The sequence below is a fragment of the Streptomyces rectiviolaceus genome (assembly GCF_039533825.1).
GTDB lineage: Bacteria > Actinomycetota > Actinomycetes > Streptomycetales > Streptomycetaceae > Streptomyces > Streptomyces rectiviolaceus.
Window position 1 is genome coordinate 1 of sequence record NZ_BAAAUG010000187.1, and the last position, 21,805, is coordinate 21,805.

A 21,805-nucleotide genomic window follows, 5' to 3' on the forward strand; every position below is an offset into this window, starting at 1 on the left:
GCTCGCCGAGTCCGGCAGGCGGCTGCGGATCTGGGCGCACGGCGGGCACTCGGCGGCGCGGCACCTCGCGCAGGTGCTCGGACTCACCCTCTTCCGCGAACTGCGCCAGATGCGGCGCTCGTTGGGCGACCTGGACCTGCCCGATCCCGTCCTCCCCGATGGCGTCTCCGTACGCCCCTTCGTCCCCGGCCGGGACGACGCGGCCTGGCTCGCGGTGAACGCCGACGCCTTCGCCCACCACCCCGAGCAGGGCTCCCTCACCCAGCGCGACCTGGACGACCGCAAGGCCGAGCCGTGGTTCGACCCGGCGGGCTTCTTCCTGGCCGAGAAGGACGGCGAACTGATCGGCTTCCACTGGACCAAGGTGCACGCGGAGGAGGGCCTCGGTGAGGTGTACGTCCTCGGGGTGCGGTCCGGCGCGCAGGGCGGCGGCCTCGGCAAGGCGCTGACCACGATCGGCCTGAACCACCTGGCGGGGGCGGGTCTTCCGACGGCGATGCTGTACGTGGACGCGGACAACAAGGCGGCGGTGAGCGTCTACGAACGGCTCGGGTTCGTCACGCACGAGACGGACCTGATGTACCGCACGGAGTCTTAAGCCCCTTAAGGGGCGCGGGGAACTGCGCGATCAACCACTACGCACCCGCAGCCGGACAAGTCCGGGCGGACGGCAGGAAGGCGCGGCCTTCCTGCCATCCGGTCACGCTACTTCGGGGCCACCGGCTCCAGGCACATCTCGAACTGCACCCGCCCGCGCCGAGTCTCCTGGTACTGGGACTGGCCCGGCTTGCACTCGGACTCGAACTTGCTCGCGACCTTGTACTCGGCCTTGGCGTTCGAGCAGCCGATGACCTCCATGTCGGGGCTGCCGTCGGACCCCTTGTTCTGTACGCAGTCACCGACCTCGGCGACCGCGGGCGCCTTGGCGGCCTCGCTGTCGGGGCCCGTGGTGTTGCCGCGGCTGCTGTACCACCAGACCCCCGCGATGATCGCGGCGACGAGCAGGGTCACCGCCTTCATCACGGGCGACAGGCGGCTGAAGGATGAATTGGACAAGGTAAGTCCCCCGACTTTCCATGCGTGTTCACGTCAATGCTGAGCCGCAGACGTTACAAGATCACCTGCCTCTTGACGTAACCGCCGTCTTGCACCACCCTTTCACTACTCAATTAGTGAAAGGGTGGTGCAAGGGCATGGTCGAGTTCCGTATCGACCGGCGCAGCGGCGTCGCCACCTATCTCCAGATCGTCCAGCAGACCCAACAGGCCCTGCGCCTGGGCCTGTTGGAGCCGGGCGACAAGCTGCCCACGGCCCGTGAGGTCGTCGAGGCGACGGCCATCAACCCGAACACGGTCCTGAAGGCCTACCGCGAACTGGAACGCGAGGGCCTGGTCGAGGCCCGCCGCGGGCTCGGCACCTTCGTACGGAAGTCACTGGGCTCCACGCCCACCGACTCCCCGTTGCGCGGCGAGCTGAGCCAGTGGGCCGCACGTGCCCGCGCATCCGGTCTGGAGAGGGACGACGTAGCGGCGCTGTTCAGCGCCGTGCTGGAAGAGCAGTTCACGCAGTCGGAGCGCTCAGAGGACTCAGAGGACTCAGAGGGCTCCGCGCACTCAGAGCAGCACGTGACCAAGGGGGGCCACGCATGACCGACACCGCCATCGAGGCGGCCGCGCTTGCCAAGAGCTATGGGCGGCGGGGCCATGCCCTGCGCGACTGCTCCTTCCGGCTGCCCGCCGGACGGATCTGCGCGGTCGTGGGGCCCAACGGCGCGGGCAAGTCGACGCTGCTCACCCTCGCGGCCGGGCTCCTTCGGCCAACCGAGGGCACGCTCACCGTGCTCGGCACCGACCCGGCCGCCGCGCGCGAGCACATCGCGTACGTCGCCCAGGACAAGCCGCTCTATCCGCAGCTCAGCATCGCCGACACCCTGCGGCTCGGCGCCGAGCTGAACGCCGGGCGCTGGGACGCCGCCGTCGCCGAACGTGTCGTACGCGAAGGAGGGTTGGACCCGAAGCTGCGCGTGCGCACGCTCTCCGGCGGCCAGCGCACCCGGGTCGCCCTCGCGCTCGCGCTCGGCAAGCGGGCCGAACTCCTGCTCCTTGACGAGCCGATGGCCGACCTCGACCCGCTCGCCCGCCACCAGCTGATGGGGACGCTGATGGCGCAGGCCGCCGAGCACGGCACCACCGTGGTCATGTCCTCGCACATCGTGGGTGAACTGGCCGACGCCTGCGACCACTTGCTCCTCGTCTCCGGCGGCCGGGTCAGGCTCGGCGGCGGCATCGACGACCTCGTCTCCGCACACGCCCTGGTCACCGGGCGCCGCCCGGTCGAGGACCTGGCCCCGCACACCGTCGTCGAATCCCGCGCGACCGGCCGTGGCCTGGCCGCGCTGATCCGGCCGGACGGCCCGGTCGGCGACGGCTGGGACGTCGAGGAGCCGTCCCTGGAGGAACTGTTGCTGGCCCATCTGCGCTCCCCCGAGGCGCCGACACTGCTGACGCCGAGCACGGCGCCCGCCGAGCGCGAGGTGACGGTATGAGCACTCCGCTTCTCCGGGGTCAGCACTGGACGGACGTCCGGCTGCACCGCGGCGCGCTGTGGACGGGGCTCGGCCTCGTCGTCTTCGCGGCCGTGGCGACGGGCTATCTGCGGTGGGCGACCCACGCCTATCCCGAGCCCACCGGCGCCTGCACCTCCAACGGCACCTGCGACACGTTCCTCGGCTTCACCAGCGCCCAGGATCTGCTGTACACGTTCATGAAGCAGTACTCCCAGGGGATGCTCCTGATCCCCGTCCTGATCGGCGCCTTCGTCGCGGGCCCGGTCATCGCCCGCGAGATGGAGTCGGGCACCCACAAGCTCGCCTGGACCCAGTCGGTTTCGCCCGCGCGCTGGCTGCTGTCGAAGCTGACGGTGTTCGCCGTGACGGCCGTGTCCGGCGGGCTCGCGCTGATGGCGGCCTTCTGGCTCGGCCGGTCCGGTACCGGGGCCGTGTGGAACCTGGGCTGGGCCGACCGCGGGGTCTACGAGTCCATCGGCCCGGCCCTCATCGCGTACTGCCTTCTCGGCATCATGGTCGGCGCCCTCGTCGGTCTCCTCGTGCGCCGCACCCTGGTGGCGCTGGTCGGCGGGGGGCTCGTCACCGGTCTCGTACTGCTGGTCATGGGCAATGTGCGGTGGCAGCTGTTCCCGGTGAAGACCCTCTCCGGGCCCGCATCGGGCACGTCCACGAGCTACACGATGTATGACCTCCCCATGGACTCCCTCACCATGGGCACGGGGGTCCACAACGCCGCAGGCGAACGCTTCGTCGCCGGGCAGTGCTCGCCGGAGCAGATGGCCCGCTTCCCCTGCCCCTCCGACACGAAGATCACCGGCTGGTACGCCGACGTCCACCCCCATTCCCACTTCTGGTACGTCCAGTTCATCGAGACCGGCATCATCCTGGCCCTCACCGCGGCGGCCGCGTACGCCGCGTTCCGGGTGCTGCGGCGCCGGACCGCCTGATTCCGCAGGACCCCCGGACGTGTAGACGTCCGGGGGCCCCCGGCACATGTCCCGCACGTCATGTCGCCGTAACCAGTGATTCAGACTGGCTTGCGACCCTCGCTCAATGCAGCCCGCCGTGCCCGACCCTCCCCCCATGAACGGGAAGCTCGTCATCGCCCCGGCACTCTCCGACGCGCCCATCGGTGTTCCGGCGCGGAAGAATGGGGCCATGAGCCAGCCCAGCACGCAAGGTCAGGTCCAGCACGCCCAGCCCTCCGTCGGCTCCATCGCCGCGCACCGCCCGCACACGCTGTCGGCCGCGGTGTCCGACCTCGACCCCGACATCGACGCCGATCTCGACGCGTACGACGAGGACGGCCAGGTAGGACACGACGGCCAGGAGCTTCCGCAGGGCCGTTTCCTGGACCGGGAGCGCAGCTGGCTCGCCTTCAACGAGCGCGTCCTTGAGCTCGCCGAGGACCCGAACACACCCCTACTCGAACGGGCTAATTTCCTGGCGATCTTCGCCTCGAACCTGGACGAGTTCTTCATGGTCCGCGTGGCCGGTCTGAAGCGGCGCATCGCGACCGGCGTCGCCACCCGTTCGGCCTCAGGTCTGCAGCCCCGCGAGGTCCTGGAGCTGATCTGGAACCGCTCCCGCGAGCTCATGGCCCGGCACGCCGCCTGCTACCAGGAGGACGTCGCGTCCGGCCTCGCCGACGAGGGCATCCACCTGGTCCGCTGGAACGAGCTGACCGAGAAGGAGCAGTCCCGCCTCTTCACGCTCTTCCGGCAGCAGATCTTCCCCGTCCTGACCCCCCTCGCGGTCGACCCGGCGCACCCCTTCCCGTACATCTCGGGGCTCTCGCTCAACCTCGCCGTGGTCGTGCGCAACCCGGTTTCGGGGCACACTCACTTCGCGCGCGTGAAGGTGCCGCCGCTGCTCTCCCGCTTCCTTGAGGCCTCGCCCCAGCGGTACGTCCCCATCGAGGACGTCATCGCCGCTCCCGCGCATCTCGCGGAGCTGTTCCCGGGCATGGAGATCCAGGAGCACCACATGTTCCGGCTCACGCGGAACGAGGACCTGGAGGTCGAGGAGGACGACGCCGAGAACCTCCTCCAGGCCCTGGAGAAGGAGCTCATGCGGCGCCGCTTCGGGCCGCCGGTGCGCCTCGAGGTCGAGGAGTCCATCGACCGCAACGTCCTCGACCTCCTCGTGCGCGAGCTGAAGATAAGCGAGGCCGAGGTCTATCCGCTGCCGGGTCCGCTGGACCTGACCGGGCTCTTCGGCATCGCTGCCCTCGACCGGCCCGAGCTGAAGTACCCGAAGTTCATCGCGGGCACGCACCGCGACCTCGCCGAGGTGGAGTCGGCGTCCGCGCCGGACATCTTCGCCGCCCTTCGCGAACGCGACGTGCTGCTTCACCACCCGTACGACTCGTTCTCCACGTCCGTGCAGGCCTTCCTGGAGCAGGCGGCCGCCGACCCGGACGTCCTCGCGATCAAGCAGACGCTGTACCGGACATCGGGCGACTCCCCGATAGTCGACGCGCTGATCGACGCCGCCGAGTCGGGCAAGCAGGTGCTCGTACTGGTCGAGATCAAGGCGCGCTTCGACGAGCAGGCGAACATCAAGTGGGCGCGGAAGCTGGAGGAGTCGGGCTGCCATGTCGTCTACGGCCTGGTCGGCCTGAAGACGCACTGCAAGCTGTCGCTCGTCGTCCGCCAGGAGGGCGAGACCCTGGTCCGCTACTCGCACGTGGGGACCGGCAACTACCACCCCAAGACGGCCCGTCTCTACGAGGACCTGGGGCTGCTCACCGCCAAGCAGGAGGTGGGCGCCGACCTGTCCGACCTCTTCAACCGGCTCTCGGGCTACTCGCGCCGCGAGACCTATCGCCGGCTCCTCGTCGCCCCCAAGTCCCTGCGCGACGGGCTGATCTCACGCATCGAGAAGGAGATCCAGCACCACCGCGCGGGCCGCCCCGCGTACGTACGCATCAAGGTCAACTCGATGGTCGACGAGGCGGTCGTGGACTCGCTCTACCGCGCGTCGCAGGCGGGCGTGCCGGTGGACGTGTGGGTGCGCGGGATCTGCGCCGTGCGGCCCGGGGTCGCGGGGCTCTCGGAGACGATCCGGGTACGTTCCGTGCTCGGCCGCTTCCTGGAGCACTCCCGCGTCTTCGCCTTCGGCAACGCGGGCGAGCCCGAGGTGTGGATCGGCAGCGCCGACATGATGCACCGCAACCTCGACCGACGTATCGAGGCACTGGTCAGGGTCACCGACCCGGCACACCGGGCCGCGCTGAGCCGGCTCCTGGAGACCGGCATGTCTGACACCACCGCCTCCTGGCACCTGGGCGCTGACGGCAACTGGACCCGGCACGCCCTTGATCCGGAGGGCCAGCCCCTGCGGAACGTACAGGAGATGCTCATAGACGCCCGGAGGCGCCGGCGTGGCACAGCTAAACCATGAGACGACGACAGGCGATGTCCTGTCGGCCTATCTGCAGGGCCAGGCCACGGAGTTCCTGCGCTCGCTGCGGCTGCACCGCGAGTCGACGACGGACGCGCAGGGCGCGGAGGAGTCCCTGGAGGCGGCCCGCGCGCTGCGCCGCGCGGCCCGCCGCATCGGCGGCACGCTGCACACGTTCCGCCCGCTCCTGGACCAGGAGTGGGCGTCAGGACTGCGCCCCGAACTGGCGTGGCTGTCAGGCACATTGGCGAGGGAGCACGCCTTCGCGGCACGCCTGGAGCGCCTCCTGGACGCCTTGCACCGCCTGTCGGGCACACCGATGGTCCCGGCGCCGGTAGGCCACGCCTCGCCCGTGAGCAACGCACCGGCGGGCACACAGCCCACCCAGGCAGCCGTCCCTGCTGTGGGCAGGCGTTCCGCACGGCGGAACGGGTGGGCACAGCCTTCACCGCAGGGTGCCGATGAACAGGGCGGAACTCCACGCGGCCTGACGGTCGGCGCAGCCAAGGCCGCAGCCCTGCTGGAACGGCAGCTCACCCTGGCGCGAACCAGGTCCCACTCAGCCGCCCTCCAAGCCTTCGGCTCCTCCCGCTTCCACGCAGTGGCGGACAACGTGGCCGTACTGGCAAGCGAGGTCCCCCTGATCCGGGCAGCGGAGGACCTCAAACCGCTGGCAGCGAAAGCCGCGGAAAACCTCGCGGAAGCGGTCGCCGCGCTCCCCATGGGCCAAGCAGGCCACCCGTACAACGCGGAAGCGCTGACGCACGGCCTCGCCGCGGGTGAGGCCCCCGAGGCGCAGGACGCCCCCTGGCTGAAGACCCGCGCCCTCCTGCGCCTGCACAGGTACGCCCAGGAAGTCCTTGCCCCGGGCCCCGGCGGGGACCTCCGCCTCGCGGACGCGGGCCACGCCCTGGACCTCCACCGCGAGGCCGCGGATGCCGCGTCGGCAGCGGCGTCGCCCGCCCGCACCGCCCGCATCGCCCCGGCGACGGCGTACGCCCTCGGCGTCCTGCACGCCGACCAGCGCCACGAGGTGGAAGCGGCGCGCTTCGCGTTTCACCAGGCCTGGATCCGGGAGACGGAGGCGGTGAGTACCCGGTGACGCGGCCCGAGGGCGAGGTCGTCCGGGCCGCGGGCTGCGTTCTGTGGCGCCACTCCCCGTACGACGGCCGCCTGGAGATATGCCTGGTCCACCGGCCGAAGTACGACGACTGGTCACACCCCAAGGGCAAGCTGAAGCGAGCCGAGACCCCCCTCGACGGCGCCCTGCGCGAGGTCGAGGAGGAGACCGGCCACCGCTGCACCCCCGGCGCCCGCCTCCCCACGGTCCGCTATCTGGCCCAGGGCCGCCCCAAAGAGGTCAGCTACTGGGCGGCAGAAGCGACGGACGGCCACTTCACCCCCAACAACGAGGTCGACCGCATCCTCTGGCTCTCGCCGGCCGCGGCCCGCAACCGCCTCACGCAAGCCCGTGACCAGCACCTCGTCGACGCCCTGCTCGGCGTCCTCAACCCGGCGTAATCGATCCGCTACGTTCCGTAGTGCGTTGCCTAACCAGGCCGACCGCCGAGGTTCACCCGCCGTTCACTCATGCCCTTTGGCCACTTCACCTGCCCTGCCTAATTTCAGCCTTACAACACAACGTAAGACCGCAGAACCGCAGAACCGCAGAACCGCAGAACCGCAGAACCGCAGAACCGCTAGACCGCAACGACGAAGACCCTGCACGCCGCCAGCAAAGGGCCGGCGGCTCCCGGAAGGAAGACCCGAAAGTGAAGCTTCAGCGCAAGAACCGGCTCCGCGCCCTCTCCCTCGGCGCCATCGCCGTCTCCGGCGCCCTGGCCCTCACGGCGTGCGGCTCCGACGACACGAGCGGCGGCAGCGGTGGCACCGGCAAGGAGACCAACGCCAACGCCAACATCAAGTGCGACGACGCCAAGGGCCAGCTCGCTGCCTCCGGTTCGTCCGCGCAGAAGAACGCCATCGACGCCTGGCGCAAGGTCTACTCGACCACCTGCAAGGACGTTCAGCTGAACTACAACCCGACGGGTTCCGGCGCCGGCATCACCGCGTTCATGCAGGGCCAGACCGCCTTCGCGGGCTCCGACTCGGCGCTGAAGCCCGAGGAGATCGCGGCGTCGAAGAAGGTCTGCAAGGACAGCCAGGCCATCGACCTGCCGATGGTCGGCGGCCCGATCGCCGTCGGCTACAACGTGCCCGGCGTGGACAACCTCGTCCTGGACGCCGAGACCCTCGCCAAGATCTTCGACGACAAGATCAAGACCTGGGACGACAAGGCCATCAAGAAGCTGAACCCGGACGCCAAGCTCCCCGGCACCAAGATCCAGGCGTTCCACCGCTCGGACGAGTCCGGCACCACGGACAACTTCACCAAGTACCTCAAGGGCGCGGCCCCGTCCGCCTGGTCGTACGAGCCCGGCAAGTCCTGGGAGGCCAAGGGCGGCCAGTCCGCCAACGGCTCCTCCGGTGTCGCGGGCCAGGTCAAGCAGACCCCCGGTGCCATCTCGTACTTCGAGCTCTCCTACGCCTCCGACGGCATCAGCACGGTCGACCTGCAGACCGACGCCAAGGAGCCGGTGAAGGCCACCGTCGACAACGCCTCCAAGGCCATCTCCGAGGCCAAGGTCGTCGGCAAGGGCAACGACCTCGCCCTCGAGCTGAACTACAAGCCCACCGCCGAAGGCGCGTACCCGATCACCCTGGTGACGTACGAGGTCCTCTGCGAGAAGGGCAACAAGGCCGAGACCCTCGCCGCGACCAAGTCCTTCCTGACCTACATCGCCAGCGAGGACGGCCAGAACGTCCTCAAGGAGAACGACTACGCGCCGATCCCGGCCGAGATCATCTCCAAGGTCCGCACGACCGTCGCGGGCCTGAGCTAGCTGAACCGAGTGCGGCCGGCCCCGTGAGTCAGGGCCGGCCGCACCGTCCGGTGCACCGCCGCCAGGAGCAACTCCCGCCGAAGAAGCGGTGATTCGCTCCGCAGACCGGAGAATCCCATGGATATACCAAGCAGTACGACAGCACCTCCACCCCTCGACGACGTACGGCCATCGGGCATCACGCCCAAGCGCCCCCGCCGCAGCGCGACCCGCCCCGGCGACCGGATCTTCCTCGGTCTCTCGCGCGGCTCCGGCATCACGCTGCTTGTGATCATGGCCGCCATCGCGGCCTTCCTGACCTACCGTGCGACGCTCGCGCTCGCGGACAACACGGGCAACTTCCTCACCACCTTCGAGTGGGACCCGGCCGGTGCCACCACCGGCGGCAAGCCGTTCTTCGGCATCGCGGTCCTGGTATTCGGCACCGTGGTGAGCTCGGTGATCGCCCTGGTGATCGCCGTCCCCGTGGCCATCGGCATCGCGCTGTTCATCTCGCACTACGCGCCACGCAAGCTGGCAACCCCCATCGCCTTCGTGATCGACCTCCTGGCCGCCGTGCCGTCGATCGTCTACGGCCTCTGGGGCGCCCTCGTGGTCGCACCCAATCTGACCGGCCTCTACAGCTGGCTCGACGACTACCTCGGCTGGACCGGCGTCTTCGAGTACAACGACGGCGCCCCGCGCTCCCTGATGACGGTCGGCATCCTGCTCGCCATCATGATCCTGCCGATCATCACGAACGTCAGCCGTGAGGTCTTCCTGCAGGTCCCGAAGATGCACGAGGAGGCCGCGCTCGCGCTCGGCGCCACGCGCTGGGAGACCATCCGCATGTCGGTGCTCCCCTTCGCCCGCTCGGGCGTGATCTCCGCCTCGATGCTGGGCCTTGGCCGCGCGCTCGGCGAGACCATCGCCGTGGCCACCGTGCTCTCCCCGACCTTCCTCATCAGCGCGTCCGTGCTCGACCCCGGCGGCGGCACCTTCGCGCAGAACATCGCAAGCAAGTTCAACGAAGCCACCGAGTACGGCCGTGACGCGCTCATCGCATCCGGCCTGGTCCTCTTCGTCATCACGCTGCTGGTCAACGGCGCGGCCCGCATGATCATCGCGCGCCGCAAGGAGTACTCGGGGGCCAACGCATGAGCGCCACCATCGTCAAGCCCGCGAGTCTGCAGGGCGCCCGCCTCCCGCGCTGGACGCCGGCCGTCGTCGCGCTCGGCTCCGCCGCCGTCGGCATCGGCATCGGTATGGGCGCGGGCCTGGACAGCCGCATCCAGTGGGGTCTGATCGCGGCCATCCTCTTCATCGTCGTCTCGTACGTCGCCGCGGTGGCCGTCGAGGGCGGGCGCCAGGCCAAGGACCGCCTCGCCACCTCGATGGTGTGGGTCACGTTCCTGCTTGCCGTCGTCCCGCTGGCCTCGCTGATCTACGAGACCGTCGAGCGCGGCACGAAGGTCTTCAACGGCTACTTCCTGACCCACTCCATGGGCGTGGTCGCGGACGACGAGCCCGGCGGCGGCATCTACCACGCGATCATCGGAACCCTGGAGCAGGTGCTCCTGGCCTCCGTCATCGCCGTGCCGATCGGCCTGCTCACCGCGATCTACCTCGTCGAGTACGGGCGCGGGAAGCTCTCCAAGGTCGTCACGTTCTTCGTGGACGTCATGACCGGCATCCCGTCGATCGTCGCGGGCCTGTTCGTCCTCAGCTTCTGGATCCTGATCCTGGGCTTCGACTTCTCCGGCTGGGCCGGCGCCATGGCGCTCGCCATCCTGATGATGCCGGTGATCGTGCGCTCCACGGAGGAGATGCTCAAGCTCGTACCGAACGAGCTGCGGGAGGCGTCACTCGCCCTCGGCATCCCGAAGTGGCGGACCATCCTGAAGGTGGTCCTGCCCACCGCGATCGGCGGCATCACGACCGGCGTCATGCTCGCGGTCGCCCGTATCGCGGGCGAGACCGCACCGGTCCTGCTCCTGGTCTGGGTGAACCCCATGATCAACACGAACCCGTTCGAAGGCTCGCAGGCCTCGCTGCCGCTGTACATCTACCAGCAGTACGCGGCCGGCAACCAGGCCGGTTACGACCGCGCCTGGGCGGCGGCGCTCGCCCTCATCGGCTTCATCATGATCCTCAACCTGGCGGCCCGCGGCGTAGCCCGCTGGAAGGCCCCCAAGACGGGCCGCTGACGCGGCCATCAGCGACCCTCTCGTAACCCCCCTTAAGGCAGTGATCCCCATGGCCAAGCGAATCGACGTATCGGGCCTGACCGCTTACTACAGCGCCCACAAGGCCATCGAGGACATCTCGATGACCGTGGAGCCCCGCTCCGTGACGGCCTTCATCGGCCCCTCCGGCTGCGGCAAGTCCACCTTCCTGCGCACCCTCAACCGCATGCACGAGGTCACCACCGGTGGCCGCGTCGAGGGCAAGGTGCTCCTGGACGACGAGGACCTCTACGGTCCCGGTGTCGACCCGGTCGCCGTGCGCCGCACCATCGGCATGGTGTTCCAGCGCCCCAACCCGTTCCCCACGATGTCGATCTTCGACAACGTGGCGGCGGGCCTGCGGCTCAACGGCTCGTACAAGAAGAACGAGCTGAACGCCATCGTCGAGAAGTCCCTCAAGGGCGCCAACCTCTGGAACGAGGTCAAGGACCGCCTGAACAAGCCCGGCTCCGGCCTCTCGGGCGGTCAGCAGCAGCGTCTGTGCATCGCGCGGGCGATCGCCGTGGAGCCCCAGGTCCTGCTCATGGACGAGCCCTGCTCGGCCCTGGACCCGATCTCGACGCTCGCGATCGAGGACCTCATCGGCGAGCTGAAGGAGCGCTTCACGATCGTCATCGTGACGCACAACATGCAGCAGGCGGCCCGCGTCTCGGACCGTACGGCCTTCTTCAACCTCGCGGCGGTCGGCCAGCCCGGCAAGCTCATCGAGATCGACGACACGGAGCGGATCTTCTCCAACCCGTCCGTGCAGGCCACCGAGGACTACATCTCCGGCCGCTTCGGCTAGGCCACGTCCTCGGGTATCCCCGACTCCTTGCGGTGCTGCATGGCGGTGCCACCGCAGGGGCAACAAAGAAAGGCCCGCTCCCTGGCTCCCGGGGGGCGGGCCTTTCCTATGTTCGGGCCGTGCCCCGAAGGGGCGCGGGGAACTGCGCGACCAGCCACAAACTGCTCGCGGCCGAAGAACTACAGGAACGCCAGGTTCACGATCCAGAAACTGACGGCAGCGACGATCGCAGCCGCGGGCATCGTGATGAACCACCCCAGGATGATGTTCTTCGCGACGCCCCACCGCACGGCGTTGACCCGCTTGGTGGCGCCCACACCCATGATCGCGGAAGTGATCACGTGCGTGGTGGAGATCGGCGCGTGGAACATGAACGCGGTGGTGAACATGATGCCCGCGCCCGTGGTCTCGGCGGCGAATCCCTGCGGCGGGTCCAACTCGATGATCTTGCGGCCGAGCGTACGCATGATGCGCCAGCCACCCGCGTACGTACCGGCGGAGAGCATCAGCGCACAGGCGATCTTGACCCAGATCGGAATGGGCGCGTCAGCGTCCTGCACATCGGAGATGACCAGGGCCATCACCACGATGCCCATGGTCTTCTGCGCGTCCTGCAGACCGTGACCGAGCGCCATTCCGGCCGCGGACACCGTCTGCGCGATACGGAATCCGCGCTTGGCCTTGTGCGGGTTGGACTTCCGGAACATCCACATGATCGCGCACATCACCAGATAGCCGGCGACGAGGCCGACGACGGGCGAGATGAACATCGGAATGACGACCTTGTCGAGCACGCCGGACCAGATCACTCCGATCCCACCGGCGAGCGCGGCTCCGACCATTCCACCGAAAAGCGCGTGCGATGAGGACGAAGGAAGCCCGAAATACCAGGTGACGAGGTTCCAGACGATGGCGCCCACCAGGGCGGCAAAGAGGATCCACATTCCCTTGTTGCCATGAGGCGTCTCGATCAGGCCCTTGCTGACCGTCTTGGCGACCCCGCTGCCCATGAAGGCGCCCGCGAGGTTCATGACGGCGGCCATGGCGAGTGCCGCACGGGGCGTCAGCGCACGGGTGGAGACGGAAGTGGCAATGGCGTTCGCGGAGTCGTGAAAGCCATTCGTATACGTAAATCCGAGCGCGACGCCAATGGTCACGACCAAAGCAAAGGTGTCCATGGAGAGGCCTCAGGACTCCTTGACCGCGATGGTCTCCACCGTGTTGGCGACGTGCTCGAACGCGTCGGCCGCCTCTTCAAGCACGTCGACGATCTGCTTGAGCTTCAGCACCTCCATGGCGTCGTACTTGCCGTTGAAGAGCTGAGCGAGAAGCTTGCGGTGGATCTGGTCGGCCTGGTTCTCCAGGCGGTTGACCTCGATCCAGTACTCGGTGAGGTTGTCCATCGTCCGCAGATTCGGCATGGCCTCGGCCGTGAGCTCGGCGGCTCGCGACAGGACCTCGATCTGCTGCTCGACTCCCTTGGGGAGTTCCTCGACCTGGTAAAGGACGACCAGGTCGACGGCCTCCTCCATGAAGTCCATGATGTCGTCGAGGCACGACGCCAGGTTGTAGATGTCCTCGCGGTCGAAGGGCGTGATGAAGGAGGAGTTCAGCTGGTGGAAGATCGCATGTGTCGCGTCATCTCCAGCGTGCTCCGCGGCCCGCATACGCTCTGCGATCTCGACTCGGGCGGAGGCGTCAGCCCCGAGCAGTTCCATAAGGAGCTTCGAGCCCGTGACAATGTTGTCCGCGGATGCGGCGAACATGTCGTAGAAGCTCGTCTCCCTGGGGGTCAGACGAAAGCGCACGTGGGGTCCTCGGGGTGCTTTGGATTCGGTCAGGCTGATGCTAGGCGCATCATCCGGCCACGGCTAACCGGCCAGACCCCAGTGTCGCCCATCAGGCACAGTGATCAGCACGCCCCCCGAGCAATCGAGTATCCTATACCCACTAGGGGTATAGGAAGCCAGTTGAGCCAGTGGCTTTCCTATAACTGCCCAGCAGAGTGACTGTCCAAGCAGGAGGACGCGATGACGACCACCGAGCCGGCCGGTGTGGCCATGAACACCGAAGCGACCTCCGAGCCCGGCGGCCACGACCAGGGGGTCCACGGCTACCACAAGCAGAAGGACGAGCACCTCAAGCGCCTGCGGCGCATCGAGGGGCAGATCCGGGGTCTGCAGCGGATGGTCGAGGAAGACGTCTACTGCATCGACATACTCACTCAGGTCTCGGCCGGCACGAAGGCCCTGCAGTCCTTCGCCCTCCAGCTCCTGGAGGAGCACCTGCGCCACTGCGTGGCGGACGCGGCGGTCAAGGGCGGCGATGAGATCGACGCGAAGGTCGAGGAAGCCACCAAGGCCATCGCCCGCATGATGCGAACGTAAGGCTCCCGCCTGGGAAACCGGAACCTGCCGCCGCCCGGCACCTGGGCAACCGGGGCCCCCGCCACCGAGCGCCACCGGCGCCTGGGGAACGAGGGCTCCCCTCCACCGCCGAGCGGGACCGGCGCCTGGGGAACGGGGACTCCCCTCCACCGCCGAGCGGGACCGGCGCCTGAGGAACGGGGACTCCCCTCCACCGCCGAGCGACATCGGCGCCTGGGGAACGAGGGCTCCCCTCCACCGCCGAGCGGGACCGGCGCCTGAGGAACGGGGACTCCCCACCACCGCCGAGCGACACCGGCGCCTGGGAGACCGGGCCCGCCACCGCCGAGCGACACCGGCCTGCCGTTGCCCGCCTGTCTCGCTGAGGCACCCGCCCCAAGGCCGCCGCTTCGCGGCGGATCATCCCCACCCACCCACCCGATTGCCCTGCGGGGTAATGGGTGGGTGGGCGGGAGACATCCGCCGCGAAGCGGCGGGCTTGGTGTTCGGCGGCACACGACGGCCCCACCACACCTCCGCGCTACCGCGTACCGCACCCCCGCGCTGCCGCGGGGTGATCGGGTGGGTGGGTGGGAGAGATGCGCCGCGAAGCGGCGGGCTCGGTGTTTGGAGGGGTTGCGGCGGGGCCCGGGCCGCATCCCCATCCTGAGGGGGCCGGGACTAGTCCCGGTCCTCGCCTCGGTGCCGCTCCACGTCAGTGGAGACGTTCAGGACCTCGTCGATGCGATCGGCACTCAACCGCTCCTCGCCGGCGGCACTCGCCGCGATGATGAGTTCGCCGCACAGCTCGATCTCGGCAAGGGCAACGTGGTCCTGAACAGTCGTACCGCGCACCAGAGCCACGTTCATCACCTCTTCCTGACCTAGCTTCCTGCCGGTACCGACTTCCTAGAGTAGGGAGCGGCCTACGCACCGCGCATGGCACGGACGGACCATTTCCACACCCCCGGGCGCGACTAGCCGGGCACCCCTACTTCCCGGCGATCACTTACCGGCGATCACTTCTCGGCGATCTTCCCCGCGAAGATGTCCTCGCTCGCCGGCAACCGCACATCCACCCGCACCCCGAAGTCGTACAGCAACGTGGTCGACGCCACCTCGGCGTTCGCGACACTGAAGTGCTGGCGCAGCTTCCGCAGCCGCCCCTGCTCGTCGAGGTACGCGTCGAACGGCACCCCACCCTTGCTGAACCCTTTCGCCGCCGCCCCCAGGGCCCCCCGCTGCCCCTCGGAAGCGGACTTCGCGGCGCTCGGAAGGTCCGCGGTCCCGCGATAGTGCCGCACCTTCACACCCGCCACCGCCGTCTCACCGACGTACGACGCCTTGCGCACGCCCCGCAGCAGCTCCGCCGCGGCCAGCGGATCCGTGGCCCCGCCCGTGACCAGGTTGCCGTCCGACAGCGAAGCCGTGTCGATCCGCACCCACTTGTCGGCGGGCACCCCGGCCCCCCGGTTCTTCATGTAGAGCGCGCCGCTCGCCATCAGCTCGGTGATGGGACGGTGCTCCTCGTCCCCGGCGGGATCCTTCGGCAGCACCACCACGAACCGCCCGACCTGCCGCCTGAAGTCGTACGAGCCGTGCCCACGGATGGTCACGCGGGTCCCGCCGCTGGCCATCTCCATGGACGTACGCGCCTTGGAACTCCCCGCGCGGACAAGGGCGTCGGCGGAGTCCCGCACCACGTCGACGGCGCCCTCGGAGGCGCTGCGCCCGTCGTCGGCCGCGGCTCCGCCCCCCGAACAGCCCGTGGCGACGGCCATGAGACCCACCGCCGCGGCCGTGATGGCCGCCCCGCCTGTGCGCCTGTGCTGCTGACCCATCGCCCGACTACCCCCAAGCCTTCCCGCGAGGTGCTGTAGCCCCCTGTCGTTCCGTGTAACGACCGGTACGTTGACCCGGTCACGCGTAAGAGCGTTCACCCGGCGTGGGTACGGTGGTGACGTGGCCGAGGAGCAACAGGACGAACCCCACCGCACGACAACGGTCGAGCAGGGCCGATTCTGCGCGGCACGGTGCAGCTGCGGCTGGCGCGGCCCGGCCCGCAGAGCGCGCAGCAAGGCCCGTACGGACGCGGAATCCCACATGCCGGACGGGTAGCCCGCGGGCCGCCGCACGCAACTCCCGCGCGACTTCACTCCACTCCACGCAACTCCCCTTTCCGCTCACCGGAACCCATGGGCCCCGACCGCCGTCTCGTAGGCCGGGAAGCAACGGGAGGCGGGTCATGGAGCGACGTACGTTCATCAGCACGACGGCAGCGGCAACGGCGGCGTTCGCGGCGGCGGGCTGCACCGGCTCCGGCGGAAGCGGAAGCGGGAGCAGTGGCGGCGGCGGCGGCGCGACCTCCCGCAGCGCGGGCTCCCCGCGCCCCAGCGCTCCCATCCGCACGTCGAGCGCCGCCGCGTCCGCCGCGGCGAACCTCACCGCCCTCGCCAAGGACCTGGACGGCACCCTGGTCAAGCCGGGCGAGGCGAAGTGGGCGGCGGCCCGTCAGCTCTACAACACGCGCTACGACAGCCTGAAGCCGACCGCGGTCGCCTACGTCGCGAACACCGACGACATCCGCACGACCCTGACCTACGCCCGCGCACACGACGTCCCGGTCTCCATACGCAACGGCGGCCACTCATACGGGGGTTGGTCGTCCGGCACGGGCCGCCTGATCGTCGACGTGTCGAAGCTGAACAAGACACGGGCCAGTGGTTCGACGGCGACGGTCGGCGCGGGCGCGAAGCTGATCGACGTCTACCGCGCGCTTGCCGCGAAGGGCGTGACGATCCCGGCGGGCTCCTGCCCCACGGTCGGTATCTCCGGCCTGACGCTGGGCGGCGGCCACGGAGTGGTGTCACGGGCGTACGGCCTGACCTGCGACAGCCTCACATCGGCGACGATCGTCACGGCGGACGGCAAGCAGCTGACGGCGAGCAAGAGCGAGAACAAGGACCTGTTCTGGGCGCTGCGGGGCGCGGGGAACGGAAACTTCGGCGTGGTGACGGAGCTGAGCTTCCGCACCCACGCGGCTCCGCAGGGGGTCTCGGCATACATGACCTGGCCCTGGTCGAAGGCGGCCGCGGTCATCAAGGCGTGGCAGGAGTGGGGCCCCGACCAGCCGGACGAGATCTGGTCGTCGGCGCACCTGGCGAACACGCCGGGCGGCACGCCCACCGTCTCGGTCGCGTGCTTCTCCCTCGGAACGTACGGAGAGCTCCAGAACGCGGTGGACCGCCTGGCGGACAAGATCGGCACCCCGGCGCGCAGCGTCTCGCTGAAGCGGCGCTCGTACGAGGAGTCGATGGAGGTGTACGCGGGCTGCTCGTCCTTCGCGGCGGACGCCCAGTGCCACCTGCCCGGCGCCACGCCGGGACGGAGCCCGCAGGGTGCGCTGAACCGCGAGACGTACGCGGCGAGTTCGGACTTCTTCGACCGCTCGCTCTCGGCGGCGGGGATCCGCGCGCTGCTCTCCCAGGTGGAGAACGTGACGGGCGCGAGCGGGGGCAGCATCGCGCTGACCGCGCTTGGCGGCGCGATCAACCGGGTCGACCCGACGGCCACGGCCTTCGTGCACCGCCGCTCTCGGATGCTGGCGCAGTACATCGCCGCGTGGCGCCCGGGTACGTCCGGGAAGCCGGCCCAGGCATGGCTGAAAACGGCCCACGGAGCGATGGCCCGATACGCATCCGGGGCGGCCTACCAGAACTACGCGGACCCCACGCTGTCCAACTGGCGTGAGGCTTACTACGGTTCGGCGGCTGGCCGCCTGAAGAAGATCAAGAAGCAGTACGACCCGAACCGCTTCTTCGACTACCCCCAGGCCCTTTAGCCGACCTGAGGCGGGCTGGTACATCCAGTACCCCAGACGGCCGCCCCCGCAACCCGAACAGCTCACCCGACACGCCCTCAGGTGGCCCACTCAGCAGGACCCCGCTGCTCTAGGGGGTATGACCCCGCGAATAGCCAAAGCCGCAGCCACCACCGCCGCCCTCCTGGCCCTGGCCACCCCCACGGCCCACGCCGCCGCCGCAGAGGCCGAGCACCCCGAGGCAGGCCCCCTCGCCGCCGCCTCCGCAGGAGTCACCGTGGCGGCGGCCGGCGCCGGCTGGTGGCTGCTGAAGCGCCGCCGGGCGGACGCTACGCCGCCAGATCCCGCTCGTCCGGACCCGCGGCCGCGGCCCGAGGCAGCTCCGCCACAGCCTCCGTCGGCTTCGCCCACACCAGCCACCCGCCCCGCGCCGTCCGCCCAACAGCCTTGGCCACAGGCGTGAGCAGGGCCATCGCCAGCGGCGAGAGCAGCAGCGCGACAGCCGTCCCGAGCGCGAATCCGCCCACGACGTCCGTCGGATAGTGCACGCCCATAAAGACCCGGCAGAAGCCTTCGAGCAAGGCAAGGGCGATGCCGACAAGACCGAACTTTCGGTTGGCCACGAAAAGCCCGACGCCAAGAGCCATGGTGAGCGTCGCGTGATCGCTCACGAAGGAGAAGTCGGTCTTTCCGTGCACAAGGAGCTCTAGGCCGTCATGGTCCTTGAAAGGCCGACGCCGCTCCACAAATCCCCGGATCGGCGCATTCACCAGGACAGCGATCCCGGCCGCCAACGGCGCCCAGACAACAGCGGCGACAGAGGAAGCGGCGTCATCGAGTGCCCCGCGCTTTCGCTGACCCCACCAGCACCAGAGGACCAGCAGAACAAGCGCGAGCAGAAGTCCGTACTCACCGACGAATGCCACCGACCTGGTCAGCCAGTCCGGCGAATCCTCAGCCAGGCCGTTGATGTCGTAGAGCAGGCTGACGTCGGGGTTCGACCCAGTTGTGTCGAGTCCAGCCATGGTGCTGCGGCCCCTTGTCTCCTCGCCTCGGACGCACCTTGCCGTGCGCCCTGCCATCAACCCCCGTGATTCAGTACTGCTTGCCGCGTGGTCAATGCCGCTCGCTACTGGGTGGTCGCGCTGTTCCAGTCAAGGGAACGCGTGGCCCCCTTCACTACGTTCCACACTCCACCGAATGATCACTCAGACGTTACCGAAGAGAGACCCATCGCCGCAGCTCAGAGAAGTGTACTGACGGAGAGTTCAAGCCACATCACACCCCGCGCACGTGCCCTGTGAGGGCCCCGCGAAGGCTCTCAGGCCGCGGTCCGCTTGTCGGGCACGGCATTCGCCCCGTCCTCGGTGACGCGAGTCGCGCCAAAATAATCCGGCGTATCGATCGGGTCGAACCGGATCACCGCTCCGGGCCGCGGGGCGTTAATCATGTAGCCCCCGCCCACATAGATCCCGACATGCCGGATGGCGCGGGAATTGGTGAGGTCGTCCGAGAAGAACACCAGGTCACCCGGGAGCAGTTCGTCCCGTTTCGGATGTGGTCCGACGTTGTACTGGTCGTTCGCGACGCGCGGCAGATCGATATCCACGCTGCGATAGGCAGCGAGCGTAAGGCCGGAACAGTCGAACCTGCCGTTCTGGTCGGCGGTTCCATTCCCACCCCACAGATACAACGTGCCGAGCTTCTTCTGCGCGTAGTAGATGGCTCCTGCCGCCTGCTGCGAGGGCTGCACCCTGCCGGTGGGACGGGCGAAGCTCTTCTCCAGGTTCGTGATGGTCTTCACGTAATTCTGGGTCTCGCTGTAAGGCGGTACGCCGCCGTACTTGATGACGGCGTACGCACCCGCGTTGTACGCGGCGAGCATGTTCTTCGTCGGGCTTCCCGGGGCGTCCTTCACGTAACTGGCGAGTTTGCAGTCGTACGAAGCGGCGGACGGGATGGCGTCCTGCGGATCCCACACATCACGATCGCCGTCACCGTCACCGTCGACCCCGTGCGTGGCCCAGGTCCCCGGGATGAATTGCGCTATCCCTTGAGCCTTGGCCGGGCTCTTGGCGTTCGGGTTGAACCCGCTCTCCTGATACAGCTGAGCGGCGAGCAGGGCGGGGTTGATGGCCTTGCACAGATTGCCCCACTTCTGCACGAGGGGCTGATAGGTGGCGGGCACGGCACCCTTGGCGAGCCCGACGTTCCCCTGCCCGGCCCCGTTGGCGATGCCGCCGGCGGCCATATAGGTCCCCACGACGAGCAGGGCGATAAAACTCATCGCCCCACCGATGCCGACGGCCGCGACCAGCCATGCCTTACGCACCGTCAACCACCCCTCACCGCGCGGGAGTCCACCGCGCCTCAGTGTAGAGGCGCCACCAGCACCTTCGGGGGATCACCGCCGACCTCCGCCCAGAGCAGTTTGCCGCTGCCGACGGAGCCGATGGCGGGGATACGGTTGTTCGGGGAAGGGGCGGGATTGGGGAGAGCCCCGCAGGGCCCCTCAACCCGCACCGAACCACTCCCCCCCCACCCCGCTCATCCCACGAAAATCGCAGAAGGACCCTCACCGTGACGGACGCCCCCGGCAGCCCCAGCCCCGAGGTCCCCCCGACCCTCGACTGGATCCGCGCCGCCCCCGAAGGGGAGGAAGGCCCAGGCCCCTGGATCGAAATCGCGTACGGCCAGGACGACGCCGTGTACCTCCGGGAGACCAGCGACCCCGAGAACATCGTGACCACGACCCAGAAGAAGTGGGACGCCTTCGTACTAGGCGTCCAGGCAGGCGAGTTCGACCACTTCGTGGAAGGCGTCGAATGACGACGGCATGATGCGCCGGACCCGTGTCCATGATCAAACCAACCCCCGCCCGTCCCACTTCACCGTCCCAGGCGAGGCACGTTCCCGCAGGTCAGGGCCCTGTATCCATTCCAGCGTCCCGGATGATCCAACGTTCCTTGCCCCCGCCGGACCCCGCCCCCTTAGCTGTGATCAGCACTGAACAGCAGCACCACTACGGGGGATCCCATGAAGCACACCCGCAAGGCCGTCGCAGCAGTCATCGGCCTCGTCGCCGCCCTCTCGCTCACCGCCTGCAACGGCGACGACAACGCGGCGGCGGACAGCAAGACCACCGCGCCCACCGCGTCAGCGGAGAAGGGCAAGGACACGGGCACGGACAGCGGCAACGACGACACCGGCACCGGCACCGGCACCGAAGAGCCCTCCGACAGCGAAGGGACCTCCGGCGGCGGCGAAGCCGCCCAGGGGACGGCCGCGGGCACCGGAGACAACAGCAACGGCAAGGTCGGCATCTGCCGTACCGACGAGCTCGAAGTGAACGCCACGGACAACACCACCGACAAGACGGAAGGCGTCGTCACCGTCGTCTTCAAGAACGGCGGCGGCCGCGACTGCGCCATCAAGGGCTACGCCGGAGTCGACCTGACGGCGTCCACGGGCGACACCCTCTCCGTGGACCGCAACGGCGAGCAGGCCGTGCCCGGCGTCCTGAAGGACGGCGAGTCCGCCGCCTTCAACATCACGTTCCCGTACAACAACTCGGGCGGCTCCGGCGTCCGCATCACCAGCCTCGTCGTGACGCCCCCGAACGAGACCAAGCACGTCACCCTCGACTGGCCCGCGGGCACGCTCCCGGTCACCGACGGCGAGAGCCCGGTCAAGCTGGAGATCAACCCGGTGGGCAAGGTCGGCTGACACCCCC

General features: G+C 68.9%; 23 protein-coding genes. 16 read left to right on the forward strand and 7 right to left on the reverse strand.

The features are described 5' to 3' along the window. A partial coding sequence (mshD, locus tag ABD378_RS38760; protein WP_344529172.1) for a mycothiol synthase occupies positions 1-598 on the forward strand: 598 nt, incomplete at its 5' end. Between the two features lie 107 nt (positions 599-705). Here mshD and ABD378_RS38765 read toward each other — a convergent pair. Continuing rightward, positions 706-1,056 (reverse strand): LppU/SCO3897 family protein, encoded by a 351-nt coding sequence (locus tag ABD378_RS38765; protein WP_344529174.1) that lies wholly within the window; start codon positions 1,054-1,056, stop codon positions 706-708. Positions 1,057-1,193: 137 nt separating this feature from the next. Here ABD378_RS38765 and ABD378_RS38770 point away from each other — a divergent pair, with 137 nt between their 5' ends. The 10 genes from ABD378_RS38770 (at position 1,194) to pstB (ending at position 11,886) form a co-directional block, all read left to right on the forward strand. Next, positions 1,194-1,649 carry a GntR family transcriptional regulator gene (locus ABD378_RS38770; RefSeq protein ID WP_344529176.1) on the forward strand — a complete coding sequence of 152 codons (456 nt, stop codon included), beginning with the start codon at positions 1,194-1,196 and terminating at the stop codon, positions 1,647-1,649. Next, on the forward strand, positions 1,646-2,545 hold the full coding sequence (locus tag ABD378_RS38775; protein WP_344529178.1) for an ABC transporter ATP-binding protein: 900 nt from the start codon (positions 1,646-1,648) through the stop codon (positions 2,543-2,545). Before ABD378_RS38770 ends, ABD378_RS38775 begins: the two co-directional genes overlap by 4 nt. After that, a complete protein-coding gene (locus ABD378_RS38780; protein ID WP_344529180.1) occupies positions 2,542-3,513 on the forward strand; it encodes an ABC transporter permease in 972 nt (323 codons plus the stop codon). The genes ABD378_RS38775 and ABD378_RS38780 overlap by 4 nt, the downstream gene beginning before the upstream one ends. Positions 3,514-3,724: 211 nt before the next feature. Continuing rightward, positions 3,725-5,971: an RNA degradosome polyphosphate kinase gene (locus tag ABD378_RS38785; RefSeq protein ID WP_344529182.1), complete on the forward strand. Its 2,247-nt coding sequence runs from the start codon at positions 3,725-3,727 to the stop codon at positions 5,969-5,971. Further along, positions 5,952-7,073 carry a CHAD domain-containing protein gene (locus ABD378_RS38790; protein WP_344529184.1) on the forward strand — a complete coding sequence of 374 codons (1,122 nt, stop codon included), beginning with the start codon at positions 5,952-5,954 and terminating at the stop codon, positions 7,071-7,073. Before ABD378_RS38785 ends, ABD378_RS38790 begins: the two co-directional genes overlap by 20 nt. After that, positions 7,070-7,492, forward strand: coding sequence for an NUDIX hydrolase (locus tag ABD378_RS38795; RefSeq protein ID WP_344529186.1), 423 nt, complete (start codon positions 7,070-7,072; stop codon positions 7,490-7,492). Before ABD378_RS38790 ends, ABD378_RS38795 begins: the two co-directional genes overlap by 4 nt. Positions 7,493-7,743: 251 nt before the next feature. Then, complete coding sequence (pstS, locus tag ABD378_RS38800; RefSeq protein ID WP_344529188.1) at positions 7,744-8,874, forward strand: phosphate ABC transporter substrate-binding protein PstS; 1,131 nt, start codon at positions 7,744-7,746, stop codon at positions 8,872-8,874. 117 nt (positions 8,875-8,991) lie between these two features. Next, positions 8,992-10,014 (forward strand): phosphate ABC transporter permease subunit PstC, encoded by a 1,023-nt coding sequence (gene pstC / locus ABD378_RS38805; protein ID WP_344529190.1) that lies wholly within the window; start codon positions 8,992-8,994, stop codon positions 10,012-10,014. Then, positions 10,011-11,060 (forward strand): phosphate ABC transporter permease PstA, encoded by a 1,050-nt coding sequence (pstA, locus tag ABD378_RS38810; RefSeq protein WP_344529192.1) that lies wholly within the window; start codon positions 10,011-10,013, stop codon positions 11,058-11,060. The genes pstC and pstA overlap by 4 nt, the downstream gene beginning before the upstream one ends. 49 nt (positions 11,061-11,109) lie before the next feature. After that, a complete protein-coding gene (pstB, locus tag ABD378_RS38815; protein WP_344529194.1) occupies positions 11,110-11,886 on the forward strand; it encodes a phosphate ABC transporter ATP-binding protein PstB in 777 nt (258 codons plus the stop codon). 179 nt (positions 11,887-12,065) lie between these two features. Here the strand turns inward: pstB and ABD378_RS38820 are convergent, their stop codons facing one another. Further along, entirely contained in the window at positions 12,066-13,064 is a 999-nt protein-coding gene (locus ABD378_RS38820; RefSeq protein WP_344529196.1) for an inorganic phosphate transporter, read from the reverse strand. A gap of 9 nt (positions 13,065-13,073) precedes the next feature. Then, positions 13,074-13,694 carry a DUF47 domain-containing protein gene (locus ABD378_RS38825; RefSeq protein ID WP_344529198.1) on the reverse strand — a complete coding sequence of 207 codons (621 nt, stop codon included), beginning with the start codon at positions 13,692-13,694 and terminating at the stop codon, positions 13,074-13,076. A gap of 222 nt (positions 13,695-13,916) precedes the next feature. Here ABD378_RS38825 and ABD378_RS38830 point away from each other — a divergent pair, with 222 nt between their 5' ends. Beyond that, positions 13,917-14,273, forward strand: coding sequence for a metal-sensitive transcriptional regulator (locus ABD378_RS38830; protein ID WP_344529200.1), 357 nt, complete (start codon positions 13,917-13,919; stop codon positions 14,271-14,273). A 660-nt stretch (positions 14,274-14,933) separates the two neighbouring features. On the opposite strand, the gene ABD378_RS38835 is transcribed toward ABD378_RS38830, so the two are convergent. Together ABD378_RS38835 and ABD378_RS38840 are read right to left on the reverse strand one after the other, a co-directional pair. Beyond that, positions 14,934-15,122: a hypothetical protein gene (locus ABD378_RS38835; RefSeq protein ID WP_344529202.1), complete on the reverse strand. Its 189-nt coding sequence runs from the start codon at positions 15,120-15,122 to the stop codon at positions 14,934-14,936. Positions 15,123-15,271: 149 nt separating this feature from the next. Beyond that, positions 15,272-16,093 (reverse strand): SCO4651 family lipoprotein, encoded by an 822-nt coding sequence (locus tag ABD378_RS38840; RefSeq protein WP_344529204.1) that lies wholly within the window; start codon positions 16,091-16,093, stop codon positions 15,272-15,274. A 121-nt stretch (positions 16,094-16,214) separates the two neighbouring features. Here ABD378_RS38840 and ABD378_RS38845 point away from each other — a divergent pair, with 121 nt between their 5' ends. Then, positions 16,215-16,370, forward strand: a complete 156-nt coding sequence (locus ABD378_RS38845; protein ID WP_344529206.1) for a hypothetical protein — start codon at positions 16,215-16,217, stop codon at positions 16,368-16,370. A 127-nt stretch (positions 16,371-16,497) separates the two neighbouring features. Then, positions 16,498-18,093, forward strand: coding sequence for an FAD-binding oxidoreductase (locus ABD378_RS38850; RefSeq protein ID WP_344529208.1), 1,596 nt, complete (start codon positions 16,498-16,500; stop codon positions 18,091-18,093). 308 nt (positions 18,094-18,401) lie between these two features. On the opposite strand, the gene ABD378_RS38855 is transcribed toward ABD378_RS38850, so the two are convergent. Both ABD378_RS38855 and ABD378_RS38860 read right to left on the reverse strand, forming a co-directional pair. Then, positions 18,402-19,097, reverse strand: a complete 696-nt coding sequence (locus ABD378_RS38855) for a phosphatase PAP2 family protein (protein WP_344529210.1) — start codon at positions 19,095-19,097, stop codon at positions 18,402-18,404. A gap of 296 nt (positions 19,098-19,393) precedes the next feature. Continuing rightward, positions 19,394-20,404, reverse strand: a complete 1,011-nt coding sequence (locus ABD378_RS38860) for a C40 family peptidase (RefSeq protein ID WP_344529212.1) — start codon at positions 20,402-20,404, stop codon at positions 19,394-19,396. Between the two features lie 248 nt (positions 20,405-20,652). Here ABD378_RS38860 and ABD378_RS38865 point away from each other — a divergent pair, with 248 nt between their 5' ends. Both ABD378_RS38865 and ABD378_RS38870 read left to right on the forward strand, forming a co-directional pair. After that, positions 20,653-20,901 carry a DUF397 domain-containing protein gene (locus ABD378_RS38865; protein ID WP_344529213.1) on the forward strand — a complete coding sequence of 83 codons (249 nt, stop codon included), beginning with the start codon at positions 20,653-20,655 and terminating at the stop codon, positions 20,899-20,901. A 207-nt stretch (positions 20,902-21,108) separates the two neighbouring features. Continuing rightward, positions 21,109-21,798 (forward strand): DUF4232 domain-containing protein, encoded by a 690-nt coding sequence (locus tag ABD378_RS38870; protein ID WP_344529214.1) that lies wholly within the window; start codon positions 21,109-21,111, stop codon positions 21,796-21,798. The last annotated feature ends 7 nt before the right edge of the window (positions 21,799-21,805 follow it).

What these genes read in the sequence shown, in the direction of transcription:
- pstC (WP_344529190.1), top strand. Translation starts at nt 8,992, where the DNA reads ATGGATATACCAAGCAGTACGACAGCACCTCCACCCCTCGACGACGTA.
- pstB (WP_344529194.1), top strand. Translation starts at nt 11,110, where the DNA reads ATGGCCAAGCGAATCGACGTATCGGGCCTGACCGCTTACTACAGCGCC.
- ABD378_RS38855 (WP_344529210.1), bottom strand. Translation starts at nt 19,097, where the DNA reads ATGGCTGGACTCGACACAACTGGGTCGAACCCCGACGTCAGCCTGCTC.
- ABD378_RS38830 (WP_344529200.1), top strand. Translation starts at nt 13,917, where the DNA reads ATGACGACCACCGAGCCGGCCGGTGTGGCCATGAACACCGAAGCGACC.
- ABD378_RS38775 (WP_344529178.1), top strand. Translation starts at nt 1,646, where the DNA reads ATGACCGACACCGCCATCGAGGCGGCCGCGCTTGCCAAGAGCTATGGG.
- ABD378_RS38870 (WP_344529214.1), top strand. Translation starts at nt 21,109, where the DNA reads ATGAAGCACACCCGCAAGGCCGTCGCAGCAGTCATCGGCCTCGTCGCC.
- ABD378_RS38780 (WP_344529180.1), top strand. Translation starts at nt 2,542, where the DNA reads ATGAGCACTCCGCTTCTCCGGGGTCAGCACTGGACGGACGTCCGGCTG.
- ABD378_RS38850 (WP_344529208.1), top strand. Translation starts at nt 16,498, where the DNA reads ATGGAGCGACGTACGTTCATCAGCACGACGGCAGCGGCAACGGCGGCG.
- ABD378_RS38785 (WP_344529182.1), top strand. Translation starts at nt 3,725, where the DNA reads ATGAGCCAGCCCAGCACGCAAGGTCAGGTCCAGCACGCCCAGCCCTCC.
- ABD378_RS38835 (WP_344529202.1), bottom strand. Translation starts at nt 15,122, where the DNA reads ATGAACGTGGCTCTGGTGCGCGGTACGACTGTTCAGGACCACGTTGCC.
- ABD378_RS38770 (WP_344529176.1), top strand. Translation starts at nt 1,194, where the DNA reads ATGGTCGAGTTCCGTATCGACCGGCGCAGCGGCGTCGCCACCTATCTC.
- pstA (WP_344529192.1), top strand. Translation starts at nt 10,011, where the DNA reads ATGAGCGCCACCATCGTCAAGCCCGCGAGTCTGCAGGGCGCCCGCCTC.
- ABD378_RS38840 (WP_344529204.1), bottom strand. Translation starts at nt 16,093, where the DNA reads ATGGGTCAGCAGCACAGGCGCACAGGCGGGGCGGCCATCACGGCCGCG.
- ABD378_RS38820 (WP_344529196.1), bottom strand. Translation starts at nt 13,064, where the DNA reads ATGGACACCTTTGCTTTGGTCGTGACCATTGGCGTCGCGCTCGGATTT.